10 protein-coding genes are annotated in these 13,978 nt (G+C 60.8%); 4 read left to right on the top strand and 6 right to left on the bottom strand.

Annotation, left to right across the window (positions count from 1 at the left end):
* Positions 1-63 precede the first annotated feature (63 nt).
* Positions 64-2,385, bottom strand: a complete 2,322-nt coding sequence (gene ppsA / locus J1D76_RS21335) for a phosphoenolpyruvate synthase (protein WP_421140334.1) — start codon at positions 2,383-2,385, stop codon at positions 64-66.
* 228 nt (positions 2,386-2,613) lie between these two features.
* Here ppsA and ppsR point away from each other — a divergent pair, with 228 nt between their 5' ends.
* Positions 2,614-3,432: a posphoenolpyruvate synthetase regulatory kinase/phosphorylase PpsR gene (gene ppsR / locus J1D76_RS21330; protein ID WP_421140333.1), complete on the top strand. Its 819-nt coding sequence runs from the start codon at positions 2,614-2,616 to the stop codon at positions 3,430-3,432.
* Between the two features lie 170 nt (positions 3,433-3,602).
* On the opposite strand, the gene prpF is transcribed toward ppsR, so the two are convergent.
* The 5 genes from prpF to J1D76_RS21305 all read right to left on the bottom strand — a co-directional run bounded on the left by prpF (position 3,603) and on the right by J1D76_RS21305 (position 10,534).
* On the bottom strand, positions 3,603-4,793 hold the full coding sequence (gene prpF / locus J1D76_RS21325) for a 2-methylaconitate cis-trans isomerase PrpF (protein WP_421140332.1): 1,191 nt from the start codon (positions 4,791-4,793) through the stop codon (positions 3,603-3,605).
* 63 nt (positions 4,794-4,856) lie between these two features.
* On the bottom strand, positions 4,857-7,451 hold the full coding sequence (gene acnD / locus J1D76_RS21320) for a Fe/S-dependent 2-methylisocitrate dehydratase AcnD (protein ID WP_421140331.1): 2,595 nt from the start codon (positions 7,449-7,451) through the stop codon (positions 4,857-4,859).
* A gap of 197 nt (positions 7,452-7,648) precedes the next feature.
* Positions 7,649-8,776 (bottom strand): bifunctional 2-methylcitrate synthase/citrate synthase, encoded by a 1,128-nt coding sequence (prpC, locus tag J1D76_RS21315; RefSeq protein WP_421140330.1) that lies wholly within the window; start codon positions 8,774-8,776, stop codon positions 7,649-7,651.
* A gap of 151 nt (positions 8,777-8,927) precedes the next feature.
* Positions 8,928-9,818, bottom strand: coding sequence for a methylisocitrate lyase (gene prpB, locus J1D76_RS21310; protein ID WP_274073170.1), 891 nt, complete (start codon positions 9,816-9,818; stop codon positions 8,928-8,930).
* Entirely contained in the window at positions 9,815-10,534 is a 720-nt protein-coding gene (locus tag J1D76_RS21305) for a GntR family transcriptional regulator (protein ID WP_421140329.1), read from the bottom strand. The genes prpB and J1D76_RS21305 overlap by 4 nt, the downstream gene beginning before the upstream one ends.
* A gap of 297 nt (positions 10,535-10,831) precedes the next feature.
* On the opposite strand from J1D76_RS21305, the gene J1D76_RS21300 reads away from it, so the two are divergent.
* Genes J1D76_RS21300 through J1D76_RS21290 form a run of 3 tightly spaced genes read left to right on the top strand, consistent with a single transcriptional unit; the run spans position 10,832 to position 13,895 of the window.
* A complete protein-coding gene (locus J1D76_RS21300) occupies positions 10,832-11,368 on the top strand; it encodes an ATP-dependent zinc protease (RefSeq protein WP_421140328.1) in 537 nt (178 codons plus the stop codon).
* 5 nt (positions 11,369-11,373) lie between these two features.
* A complete protein-coding gene (locus J1D76_RS21295; protein WP_421140327.1) occupies positions 11,374-12,909 on the top strand; it encodes an inactive transglutaminase family protein in 1,536 nt (511 codons plus the stop codon).
* Entirely contained in the window at positions 12,909-13,895 is a 987-nt protein-coding gene (locus tag J1D76_RS21290) for an alpha-L-glutamate ligase-like protein (protein ID WP_421140326.1), read from the top strand. The genes J1D76_RS21295 and J1D76_RS21290 overlap by 1 nt, the downstream gene beginning before the upstream one ends.
* Positions 13,896-13,978 lie beyond the last annotated feature (83 nt).

Raw genomic sequence — 13,978 nt, 5'->3', positions numbered from 1 at the left:
CGTTTGTTCTGGATAAACGCGGTGTTCTGCAACCCATCGCGAGCAGGCTCGCTCCCACAGGGGTCAAGCCTGCGCCTGACCCTCAGCCAGGAAGAACCAGGTTTCCAGCACGCTGTCCGGGTTCAACGACACGCTTTCGATGCCCTGCTCCATCAGCCACTTGGCCAGGTCCGGATGGTCCGAAGGGCCCTGACCGCAAATGCCGATGTACTTGCCAGCCTTGTTGCACGCGGCAATGGCGTTGGCCAGCAACTTCTTGACCGCCGGGTTACGCTCGTCGAACAGGTGCGCGATGATACCGGAGTCGCGGTCCAGACCCAATGTCAGCTGGGTCAGGTCGTTGGAGCCGATCGAGAAACCGTCGAAGAATTCAAGGAACTCATCCGCCAGGATGGCGTTGGATGGCAACTCGCACATCATGATCACACGCAAACCGTTCTCGCCACGGGCCAGACCGTTTTCCGCCAGCAGGTCGACCACCTGGCTCGCTTCGCCCAGGGTACGGACGAACGGCACCATGATTTCAACGTTGGTCAGGCCCATCTCGTTGCGTACGCGCTTGAGGGCGCGGCACTCGAGCTCGAAGCAGTCACGGAACGATTCGCTGATGTAGCGCGAAGCGCCACGGAAGCCCAGCATCGGGTTTTCTTCTTCCGGCTCGTACAGCTTGCCGCCGATCAGGTTGGCGTATTCGTTGGACTTGAAGTCCGACAGACGCACGATGACCTTTTTCGGCCAGAACGCGGCGGCCAGGGTGCTGATGCCTTCAACCAGCTTCTCGACGTAGAAACCGACCGGATCGTTGTAGCCGGCGATGCGCTTGTCGACGCTTTCCTTGATTTCCAGCGGCAGGCCGTCGTAGTTCAGCAATGCTTTTGGATGCACGCCGATCATGCGGTTGATGATGAATTCCAGGCGGGCCAGGCCTACACCGGCGTTAGGCAACTGCGCGAAGTCGAAGGCGCGGTCCGGGTTGCCGACGTTCATCATGATTTTGAACGGCAGTTCCGGCATGGCATCGACGGAGTTTTTCTTGATATCGAAGCCCAGTTCGCCTTCGAAGATGTAACCGGTGTCGCCTTCAGCGCAGGATACGGTGACGCCCTGGCCGTCTTTGAGCAGTTGGGTGGCGTTGCCGCAACCCACGACAGCCGGAATGCCCAGCTCACGGGCGATGATCGCCGCGTGACAGGTACGGCCGCCACGGTTGGTGACGATGGCGCTGGCGCGCTTCATGACCGGTTCCCAGTCCGGGTCGGTCATGTCGGACACCAGTACGTCGCCTGGCTGGACCTTGTCCATCTCGGACACGTCCTTGATGATGCGGACCTTGCCGGCGCCGATGCGTTGGCCGATGGCGCGACCTTCGACCAGCACGGTGCCGGTTTCTTTCAGCAGGTAACGCTCCATCACGTTGGCCTGGGTGCGGCTCTTCACAGTTTCCGGACGGGCCTGCACGATGTACAGCTTGCCGTCGTCACCGTCCTTGGCCCACTCGATGTCCATCGGGCACTTGTAGTGCTTCTCGATGATCATCGCTTGTTTGGCCAGCTCGCTGACTTCAGCGTCGGTCAGGCAGAAACGGGCGCGATCAGCCTTGTCCACATCGACGGTTTTCACCGAACGACCGGCCTTGGCTTCGTCGCCGTAGATCATCTTGATGGCTTTGCTGCCCAGGTTGCGACGCAGGATCGCCGGGCGACCGGCGGTCAGCGTGCCTTTGTGGACATAGAACTCATCCGGGTTCACCGCGCCTTGTACGACGGTTTCACCCAGGCCGTAGGCGCCGGTGATGAACACCACGTCACGGAAGCCCGATTCGGTATCGAGGGTGAACATCACGCCGGCGGTGCCGGTTTCGGAACGGACCATGCGCTGCACGCCAGCGGACAGGGCGACCAGCTTGTGGTCGAAACCCTGGTGTACGCGGTAGGAAATGGCGCGGTCGTTGAACAGCGAGGCGAACACTTCTTTGGCAGCGCGGATGACGTTTTCGACGCCACGGATGTTCAGGAAGGTTTCCTGCTGGCCGGCGAAGGAGGCATCCGGCAAGTCTTCGGCAGTAGCAGAAGAACGCACGGCCACGGCCACGTCAGGGTTGCCGGCGGACAGCGCGGCGAACGCGGTACGGATCTCGGCGTTGAGTTTTTCAGGGAACTCGGCGTCCATGATCCATTGGCGGATCTGGGCGCCGGTCTTGGCCAGGGCATTCACGTCGTCGACGTCCAGGGCATCGAGGGCATCGTGAATCTGCTGATTCAGGCCGCTCAATTCCAGGAAGTCACGATAAGCCTGAGCGGTCGTGGCGAAGCCACCGGGCACCGATACGCCGGCACCTGCCAGGTTGCTGATCATCTCGCCCAGGGATGCGTTCTTGCCCCCCACGTGCTCAACGTCGTCTTTGCCGAGCTTGTCGAGGGAAACTACGTACTCTACCAAGGTGATCTCTCCACTAACTGTGTTGGAAAAGCTCAGAAACCGGCTGCTTAAGTGAGCATTTGCCGGCTATATGGCCTGGACCTGGAAAATAAGTGAGAATGCGGGCCATTGGCGGCCGGCAAATCGCGCCTATCATATCCAAGATTCGTCACTAGCTTAAGGCCCAAGGTGCAAATGAAACGATCTGCTTTCTTTATCTCCGATGGCACCGGCATTACCGCCGAAACCCTGGGTCAAAGCCTTCTGGCGCAGTTCGAAAACATTACCTTCAGCAAAGTCACGCGGCCGTATATCGACAACGTGGACAAAGCGCGGGCCATGGTACAACAAATCAACAAAGCCGCCGAAACCGACGGCTTTCGTCCGATTATCTTCGACACCATCGTCAATCAGGACATTCGTGAGATTCTTGCGACTTCGAATGGTTTCATGATCGACATTTTCTCGACGTTCCTGGCGCCGCTTGAACAGGAGCTGACCGAGCATTCTTCCTACACCGTGGGCAAATCCCACTCCATCGGTGCCAACACCAATTACATGGAGCGTATCGAGGCCGTTAACTTCGCCCTCGACAACGACGACGGCGCCCGCACGCACTATTACGACAAGGCCGACCTGATTCTGGTGGGCGTGTCGCGCTGCGGCAAGACCCCGACCTGCCTGTACATGGCCATGCAATTCGGCATTCGCGCAGCCAACTACCCGCTGACCGAAGATGACATGGAGCGCCTGCAACTGCCGGCCGCCCTGCGCGCCCACCAGCACAAGCTGTTCGGCCTGACCATCGACCCGGACCGTCTCACGGCGATCCGCAACGAGCGCAAGCCCAACAGCCGTTACTCAAGCTACGCGCAGTGCGAGTTCGAGGTGCGCGAGGTCGAGAACCTGTTCCGCCGCGAAAACATTCCGCACATCAATTCCACGCATTTTTCCGTGGAAGAGATCTCCGCGAAGATTCTCGTGGAGAAAGGTGTGGAGCGGCGGTTCAAGTAATCTCCAGCGCCTGTTCCGGCTTCTTCGCGGGCAAGCCCGCTCCTACAGTTTATTGTGGATGGGTCCGAATCCAGTGTAGGAGCGAGCCTGCTCGCGATGGTGTGTCAGTGGACATCAATGCAACTGGCAAACCGTCGCGAGCAAGCTTGCTCCTACAAGTGCTGCGTTGATCAGAACGAGTCGCCCGGCACGCGCACGAACCCTTCCATCAACACCCGCGCACTGCGGCTCATGATGGCTTTCTTCACCACCCATTCACCGTCGACCTGGCTGGCCTCGGCGCCGACGCGCAAGGTGCCGGACGGGTGGCCGAAACGTACCGCGTTGCGTTCGATACCGCCCGCCGCGAGGTTCACCAGCGTGCCGGTGATCGCGGCCGCCGTGCCGATGGCGACGGCCGCGGTGCCCATCATGGCGTGATGCAGCTTGCCCATGGACAGCGCACGCACCAGCAGGTCGACATCGCCTGCCGCAATGGCTTTGCCGCTGGACGAAACGTAGTCCGCCGGCTTGGCCACGAACGCCACCTTCGGCGTGTGCTGACGCTTGGCCGCTTCGTCGACGTTGGAAATCAGGCCCATGCGCAAGGCGCCGTAGGCACGAATGGTCTCGAACATCAGTAAGGCTTTTGGATCGCCGTTGATTGCGCCCTGCAACTCGGTGCCCTTGTAGCCGATGTCTTCGGCATTGACGAAAATCGTCGGGATGCCGGCATTGATCATGGTCACCTTGAAGGTGCCGACACCGGGTACTTCCAGGTCATCGACCAGGTTGCCGGTGGGGAACATCGAACCGCCGCCGCCCTCTTCTTCCGCCGCCGGATCGAGGAACTCGATCTGCACTTCGGCCGCCGGGAAGGTCACGCCGTCAAGTTCGAAATCGCCGGTTTCCTGCACTTCACCGTTGGTGATTGGCACGTGGGCAATGATGGACTTGCCAATGTTGGCTTGCCATACACGAACCACCGCCACGCCGTTGTGCGGGATACGGCTGGCATCGACCAGACCATTGCTGACCGCGAACGAACCGACGGCCGCCGACAGGTTGCCGCAGTTGCCGCTCCAGTCCACGAAAGGCTTGTCGATCGACACCTGACCGAACAGGTAATCGACGTCGTGGTCGACCTTAATGCTTTTCGACAAGATCACGGTTTTGCTGGTGCTGGAGGTCGCGCCGCCCATGCCGTCGATTTGCTTGTCGTACGGGTCCGGGCTGCCGATCACGCGCAACAACAAAGCATCGCGGGCCGGGCCTGGGACCTGGGCTGCTTCAGGTAAATCCTTCAGGCTGAAGAACACGCCTTTGCTGGTGCCGCCGCGCATGTAGGTCGCGGGAATCTTGATCTGAGCTACGTGAGCCATGCTTGTTACTCCTTCCTTTAAAACAGACACGGGACTCAAGGTCCCGTGTCTGCAAAGCGTGTCTTAAACGGCAACCGCCGACTCTTCGAGGAAGTCCTGGGCAAAACGTTGCAGCACGCCGCCGGCCTCGTAGATCGACACCTCTTCGGCGGTGTCGAGGCGGCAGGTCACCGGCACGTCGACGCGCTCGCCGTTCTTGCGATGGATCACCAGCGTCAGCTCGGCGCGAGGTGTGCGATCACCAATCACGTCGTAGGTTTCGCTGCCGTCGATGGCCAGGGTGTGGCGGTTGGTACCCGGCTTGAATTCCAGCGGCAACACGCCCATGCCCACCAGGTTAGTGCGGTGGATACGCTCGAAACCTTCGGCGGCAATCGCTTCCACACCGGCCAGGCGTACGCCTTTGGCTGCCCAGTCGCGGGACGAGCCCTGACCGTAGTCGGCGCCGGCGATGATGATCAGCGGCTGCTTGCGGTCCATGTAGGTTTCGATGGCTTCCCACATGCGCATCACTTGGCCTTCCGGCTCGACGCGGGCCAGCGAACCCTGCTTGACCTTGCCGTTTTCCAGAACCATTTCGTTGAACAGTTTCGGGTTGGCGAAGGTCGCGCGCTGCGCGGTCAGGTGGTCACCACGGTGAGTCGCGTAGGAGTTGAAGTCCTCCTCCGGCAGGCCCATTTTCGCCAGGTATTCGCCGGCGGCGCTGTCGAGCATGATCGCGTTGGAGGGCGACAGGTGATCGGTGGTGATGTTGTCCGGCAGCACCGCCAGTGGGCGCATGCCCTTGAGCGGACGCGCGCCGGCCAGCGCGCCTTCCCAGTACGGCGGACGGCGGATGTAGGTGCTCATTTCGCGCCATTCGTACAGCGGCGCGACTTTCGGGCCGGTGTCTTCGTGGATGGCGAACATCGGGATGTAGACCTGGCGGAACTGCTCCGGCTTCACCGACGCCTTGACCACTGCGTCGATTTCTTCGTCGCTCGGCCAGATGTCTTTCAGGCGGATTTCCTTGCCGTCGACCACGCCCAGCACGTCTTTTTCGATGTCGAAACGGATGGTGCCGGCGATGGCGTAAGCGACTACCAACGGTGGCGAAGCGAGGAACGCTTGCTTGGCGTACGGGTGGATCCGGCCGTCGAAGTTACGGTTGCCTGACAACACGGCCGTGGCGTACAGGTCGCGGTCGATGATTTCTTGCTGGATCACCGGGTCCAGTGCGCCGGACATACCGTTGCAGGTGGTGCAGGCGAAGGCCACGACGCCGAAACCGAGCTTGTCCAGCTCATCGGTCAGGCCGGCCTCGTCGAGGTACAGCGCGACGGTTTTCGAACCTGGCGCCAGAGACGACTTGACCCATGGCTTGCGGGTCAGGCCGAGCTTGTTGGCGTTGCGCGCCAGCAGGCCGGCGGCGATCACGTTGCGCGGGTTGCTGGTGTTGGTGCAACTGGTGATGGCGGCAATGATGACGGCGCCGTCGGGCATTTGACCCGGTACGTCGTCCCATTGGCCGGAGATGCCTTTGGCGGCCAGATCCGACACCGCAACGCGGGCGTGCGGATTGCTCGGGCCGGCCATGTTGCGCACGACCGAGGACAGGTCGAACGTCAGGCCACGCTCGTATTGCGCGCCTTTCAAGCTGTCAGCCCACAGGCCTGTGGTCTTGGCGTAGTTTTCGACCAACTGCACCTGCTCGTCTTCACGACCGGTGAGCTTGAGGTAGTCGATGGTCTGCTGGTCGATGTAGAACATCGCCGCGGTGGCGCCGTATTCCGGCGCCATGTTGGAGATGGTGGCGCGGTCGCCCAGGGTCAGGGCCGAAGCACCTTCACCGAAGAACTCCAGCCATGCACCGACCACTTTCTGCTTGCGCAGGAACTCGGTCAGCGCCAGCACCATGTCGGTGGCGGTGATGCCCGGTTGCAGCTTGCCAGTCAGTTCGACACCCACGCTTTCCGGCAGGCGCATCCACGATGCGCGGCCGAGCATCACACTTTCGGCTTCCAGACCACCGACACCGATGGCGATCACGCCCAGCGCATCGACGTGCGGGGTGTGGCTGTCGGTCCCGACGCAGGTGTCAGGGAACGCGACGCCGTCACGCACCTGGATCACCGGAGACATTTTCTCCAGGTTGATCTGGTGCATGATGCCGTTGCCCGGCGGGATCACGTCGACGTTCTTGAACGCCTTCTTGGTCCAGTTGATGAAGTGGAAACGGTCTTCGTTACGACGGTCTTCGATGGCGCGGTTCTTCTCGAACGCCTGCGGATCGAAGCCACCGCGCTCGACGGCCAGGGAGTGGTCGACGATCAGTTGCGTCGGCACGACCGGGTTGACTTGCGCCGGGTCACCACCTTGCAGGGCGATGGCGTCACGCAGGCCGGCGAGGTCGACCAGTGCGGTCTGGCCGAGAATGTCGTGGCACACCACGCGAGCCGGGAACCACGGGAAGTCGAGGTCGCGCTTGCGTTCGATGAATTGCTTCAGGGATTCGGTGAGCGTGGCCGGGTCACAGCGACGCACAAGGTTTTCCGCCAGCACACGGGAGGTGTACGGCAGGGTGTCGTAGGCGCCAGGCTGGATCGCCTCGACCGCTGCGCGAACATCGAAGTAATCCAGGTGGCTGCCGGGCAGCGATTTACGAAATTGTGTGTTCATCGTCAGGACTCGGTCACGGTAGTTACAAAAGGCGGGGCCTGGCACAGGATCCTGAGCGGACCTCTTGTAGGAGCTGGCTTGCCAGCGAATGCGGTGGATCAGTCAACATCAAGGTTGAATGACCAATCGTCTTCGCTGGCAAGCCAGCGCCTACAGGGTCACCGGTTCAACCGGTAACCGGCGCTGGCCGCCACCATTCAGCGTTGTTCGATGGGTACGAACTTGCGCTGTTCAACGCCGGTGTATTCGGCGCTTGGACGGATGATGCGGTTGTTGGCGCGTTGTTCGTACACGTGGGCCGCCCAGCCGGTCAGGCGCGAGCAGACGAAAATCGGTGTGAACAACTTGGTCGGAATGCCCATGAAGTGGTACGCCGAGGCATGGTAGAAGTCGGCGTTCGGGAACAGTTTCTTTTGTTCCCACATGGTCTTGTCGATAGCTTCGGAAACCGGGAACAACACCTTGTCGCCCACTTCGTCGGCGAGTTTCTTCGACCAGCCCTTGATCACCTCATTGCGCGGGTCGTTGTCCTTATAGATCGCGTGGCCGAAGCCCATGATCTTGTCCTTGCGCTCGAGCATGCCGAGGGTGCCTTGGATGGCGTCTTCAGGCGAGCTGAAGCGCTCGATCATTTCCATCGCCGCTTCGTTGGCGCCACCGTGCAGCGGGCCACGCAGGGAACCGATGGCAGCGGTGATGCACGAGAACAGGTCGGACAGGGTCGAGGCGCAAACACGGGCGGTGAAGGTCGAGGCGTTGAATTCGTGTTCTGCGTACAGAATCAGCGAAACGTTCATCACCTTGACGTGCAGCTCGCTTGGCTTCTTGCCGTGCAGCAGGTGCAGGAAGTGGCCGCCGATGGACTGTTCGTCGCTCACGCACTCGATGCGCTTGCCTTCGTGGCTGAAGCGATACCAGTAGGTCATGATCGCCGGGAAGGCAGCCAGCAGGCGGTCGGTCTTGTCGTGTTGCTCGGAAAAGTTGTTCTCGGGTTCCAGGTTGCCCAGGAACGAGCAGCCGGTGCGCATCACGTCCATCGGGTGGGCGTCGGCGGGGATGCGTTCCAGCACTTCTTTGAGCGCTTGCGGCAGGTCGCGCAGCTTGCTCAGCTTGGCGATGTAGGCGCTCAGTTGTGCTTTGCTTGGCAGTTCGCCGTACAGCAGCAGGTAGGCGACTTCTTCAAACTGTGCGTCAGCCGCCAGTTCGCGAACGTCGTAACCACGATAGGTCAGACCTGCACCCGACTGGCCCACGGTGGACAGTGCGGTTTGCCCGGCAACCTGGCCACGGAGCCCGGCGCCACTGAGTACTTTTGCTTCGGCCATTGCTGTCTCCAATTTTCTTGAATTTGTCAGAGAAACCTGTAGGAGCGAGCTTGCTCGCGAAGGTGGACGACACACCTCGATGCATCAGGGACATCGCGTAATCGTTGACGTCCATCGCGAGCAGGCTCGCTCCTACAGGTACAGGGTTTGATTACTTCTTCGCAGCGAACAACGCATCGAGCTTCTGCTCGAAGGTGTGGTAGTCGATGCGATCGTAAAGCTCCATGCGCGTCTGCATGGTGTCGATGACATTCGCCTGGGTGCCATCGCGGCGTAGCGCGGTATAAACGTTTTCCGCCGCCTTGTTCATGGCGCGGAAGGCCGACAGCGGGTACAGCACCAGCGATACATCGGCACCGGCCAGTTGCTCGGTGGTGTACAGCGGGGTCGCGCCGAATTCGGTGATGTTGGCCAGGATCGGCGCTTTCACGCGGTTGGCGAACAGCTTGTACATGTCCAGTTCGGTGATGGCTTCCGGGAAAATCATGTCGGCACCAGCCTCGATGCAGGCAGCCGCGCGATCCAGGGCGGACTCCAGGCCTTCCACCGCCAGGGCGTCGGTACGGGCCATGATCACGAAGCTGTCGTCGGTGCGCGCATCGACGGCGGCCTTGATGCGGTCGACCATTTCCTGCTGGGTCACGATCTCTTTATTAGGACGGTGGCCACAGCGCTTGGCGCCGACCTGATCTTCGATGTGAATCGCCGCCGCGCCAAACTTGATCATCGACTTGACGGTGCGAGCGACGTTGAACGCCGAGGAACCGAAACCGGTGTCCACATCCACCAGCAACGGCAGGTCGCACACGTCGGTGATACGGCGCACGTCGGTCAGGACGTCATCCAGGCCGGTGATGCCCAGGTCCGGCAGGCCGAGGGAGCCAGCAGCCACCCCGCCACCCGACAGGTAGATCGCTTTGAAACCGGCGCGCTTGGCCAGCAGGGCGTGGTTGGCGTTGATCGCGCCGACCACTTGCAATGGATGCTCGCTGGCGACCGCATCGCGGAAACGCTGGCCTGGTGTGCTCTTGTTCAAACTCATGACTCACCTCGTTTGGCTGTCGGGTTAACGCCGTCCTGGTAGTGACGGGCGATATTACGTTTGGAGGCGCCGATGTGGCGGCGCATCAACAACTCGGCCAGTTCACCGTCACGGTCGGCGATGGCATCGAGAATGCGGTGGTGCTCGGCGAACGCCTGGTGCGGGCGATTGGGCGTGGTGGAAAACTGGATGCGGTACATGCGCACCAGTTGATACAGCTCGCCGCAGAGCATTTGGGTCAGCGTGCGGTTGCCGCTGCCCTGGATGATTCGGTAGTGGAAGTCGAAATCGCCTTCCTGCTGGTAATAGCCACGACCGGCCTGGAACGCCTCGTCGCGCTCGTGGGTTTCCAGCACCCGGCGCAACTCGTCGATTTCTTCGACACTCATGCGCTCGGCTGCCAGGCGACAGGCCATGCCTTCGAGGGATTCGCGAATTTCGTAGAGCTCGATCAGTTCGGCGTGATTGAGCGACACCACGCGTGCGCCGACATGCGGCACGCGCACCAGCAAACGCTGGCCTTCCAGACGGTGGATGGCCTCGCGCAACGGGCCGCGGCTGATGCCGTAGGTGCGCGCCAGCTCCGGTTCGGAGATTTTGCTGCCCGGCGCGATATCGCCCTTGACGATTGCCGCCTGAATGCGGCGGAAGACGTTTTCGGAAAGCGTCTCCGTATCGTCTTGCGTAGAAACCGGGGGATCGAGTTGATCCAGCATATTGTCGACACCTTGTAAGCCAGTGCCGCAAAAACTAACGAAAACAGGCGATGCAGTCAAAGGATAAATCGATATTGTCGACAATCTTCTGATAACCGGTTGCACCATAACGAAGCAACCTGCCTGTTTATAGCCACCGGCCAGCGCTGGCGCCAACATTCCACCGTGCTAGAATGCCGCCCGCATTTGTTTGTCACATCTGCACTGCCTGTCATAAAACCCTGATAGGCATACGAGGGAGCTTGCGCAGCGATGCCAGGGCCTTGAATCAAGTCGGACCGCTGCGCACCAGGATTTATGAGACTCAAGCCCTTCCCCACCTTCCTTTATTGCCTTTGCCTGCCCGGCTTCGCCATCGCCGGGGAAAAAACCGTGTACGGCCTGAATGAATACGCCTCGCTCAACGGCATCGACCTGGAAGTGGCGGCCAAACTCGACACCGGGGCGAAAACCGCATCCCTGAGTGCCCGCGATATCAAGCGCTTCAAACGCAATGGCGAATCGTGGGTGCGCTTTTACCTGGCCATCGACGCCGCCCATTCGCACCCGATCGAGCGCCCGCTGGCCCGTGTCAGCAAGATCAAGCGCCGCGCCGGCGACTACGACCCCGAAGAAGGCAAGAAATACACGGCCCGTCCGGTGATCGAACTCGACATTTGCATGGGCTCGGCCCTGCGCAGCATCGAAGTCAACCTGACCGACCGCAGCGCCTTCCAGTACCCGCTCCTGATTGGTTCCGAAGCCCTCAAGCGCTTCGATGCGCTGGTCGACCCCAGCCTTAAATATGCTGCCGGCAAACCTGCCTGCACCGCCGACGCTCATACCGCCGAGTAATTTAAATGCGCGCTCTTAACCTACATCTGAAACTGCTGATCGCCATCCTGGTGGTGCTGGGCATTTCAGTTACGGCCTATCAGATCTTCGTGCTGGGCATCCCTGTGACCGAAGACGCCACCGACGACCTGTGGAACATCGACGCCAAGGTCGAGTTCGTCGCCAGTGCCAAGGATCCGGTGAAGATCCAGATGTTCGTGCCGCCGCTGAGCCGCGACTTCGTCAGCCTCAACGAGAGCTTCATCTCCAACAACTATGGCGTGGCCGTGAACCGCGTCGACGGCAACCGCAAGGTCACCTGGTCGGCGCGCCGGGCCAAGGGCAACCAGACGCTGTATTACCGCCTGGTGCTGACCAAGCGTTATTCCGGCGAAAAAGCCAAGATCAAAGGCCCGACCTTCCGCGACAGCATAGCCATCGAAGGCCCGGAAAAAATCGCCGCCGAAGCCCTGCTCGCCCCGATTCGCCAGCACTCGGCCGACGTCGAGACTTTCGTCGGCGAAGCCATCAAGCGTGTCAACAATCTCAACGACGACAACGTGAAACTGCTGTTGGCCGGTGACCCCACCACCGCACACAAGGCTAAAATCGTCGAATTGCTGCTGTCCATCGCCCACGTGCCGATCGAAAAAGTGCACACCATCCGCCTGGTCGCCGACCAGCCGCAAACACCGGAACTGTGGCTGCGCAGTTTCAACGGTACCGACTGGCTGTACTTCAACCCGGAAACCGGCGAACAGGGCCTGCCAACCGACCGCCTGCTGTGGTGGACCGGCGATGAAAACCTGATCACCGTCGACGGTGGCAAGAAAGCCAACGTGACCTTCAGCCTGAACAACAGCGAAATGAACGCCATTCGCCTGGCCAAGCTGACCGACGAAAACACCGACGCCAACTTCCTCGAATACTCGCTGTACGGCCTGCCGCTGCAAACCCAGCAGACCTTCATGATCATGGTGATGATCCCGATCGGTGTGCTGGTGATCCTGATCCTGCGCAACCTGATCGGTATCCAGACGTTGGGCACCTTTACCCCGGTGCTGATCGCCCTGGCCTTTCGCGAAACCCAGCTCGGCTTCGGCATCGTGCTGTTTACCATCATCACGGCGCTGGGCCTGTCGCTGCGCTCCTACCTCGAACACCTGAAGCTGCAAATGCTGCCGAGGCTGTCGGTGGTGCTGACCTTCGTGGTGGTGCTGATCGCGGCGATCAGCCTGTTCAGCCACAAGCTCGGCCTGGAGCGCGGCCTGTCGGTGGCGCTGTTCCCGATGGTGATCCTGACCATGACCATCGAGCGCCTCTCGATCACCTGGGAAGAACGTGGTGGCGGGCATGCCATGAAAGTGGCCATCGGCACGCTGTTCGCTGCGTCCCTGGCGCACCTGATCATGACCGTGCCGGAACTGGTGTACTTCGTGTTCACGTTCCCGGCGATCCTGCTGATCCTGGTGGGCTTCATGCTGGCGATGGGGCGTTATCGCGGCTACCGCCTGACCGAACTGGTGCGTTTCAAGGCCTTCCTGAAAAAGGCTGACGCCTGATGTTCGGCTTCTGGAAGACCTGGAAGGCCCTGGACGCCCAGGGCATCATGGGCATCAATCGGCGCAACGCAGACTACGTGCTCAAGTACAACAAGCGCAGCCTGTACCCGATTGTCGATGACAAGATCATCACCAAGGAGCGCGCCATCGCCGCCGGCATTCATGTGCCGGAACTCTACGGGATCATTTCCACCGAAAAGGAAATCGACAACCTCGACAAGATCATCGGCGGGCGCAACGACTTCGTGATCAAACCGGCACAAGGCGCTGGCGGTGACGGCATCATTGTGGTGGCCGACCGCTTCGAGGGTCGCTATCGCACGGTGTCGGGCAAAATCATTGCCCACGAAGAGCTGGAGCACCACATCTCCAGCATCCTCACCGGCCTGTATTCCCTCGGCGGCCACCGCGACCGGGCCCTGATCGAATACCGCGTGACCCCGGACCAGATCTTCAAGAGCATCAGCTATGAAGGCGTGCCGGACATTCGCATTATCGTGCTGATGGGCTACCCGGTCATGGCCATGCTGCGCCTGCCGACGCGCCAGTCCAACGGCAAGGCCAACCTGCACCAGGGCGCCATCGGCGTCGGTGTGGACCTGGCCACCGGCCTGACCCTGCGCGGCACCTGGCTGAACAACATCATCAACAAACACCCGGACACCACCAACGCGGTGGATGGCGTGCAACTGCCCTACTGGGACGGTTTCATGAAACTCGCCGCCGGCTGTTATGAGTTGTGCGGGTTGGGCTACATCGGCGTCGACATGGTCCTGGACCAGGAGAAAGGCCCGTTGATTCTTGAACTCAACGCCCGGCCGGGCCTGAACATCCAGATTGCCAATGACTGCGGCCTGACGCACCGCACCCATGCGGTGGAAGCTCGGCTGGAAGACCTCAAGACGCGGGGCGTGGCCGAAACCGTCGAAGAGCGCGTGGCGTTTGTGCAGGAGATGTTTGGGCATATTCCTGCGGTTGAGGGCTGATCCGAGACCCAGTTGTGGCCTTCGCTGGCAAGCCAGCTCCTACAGGGATTGCGTCGTACGGGCACTGCGCTGTCGACATCAAT

It is taken from the genome of Pseudomonas sp. NFX15, from assembly GCF_049132105.1.
GTDB lineage: Bacteria > Pseudomonadota > Gammaproteobacteria > Pseudomonadales > Pseudomonadaceae > Aquipseudomonas.
The sequence above is the reverse complement of the archived record's forward strand: the minus strand, read 5'-3'. Positions and strand labels throughout refer to the sequence as shown.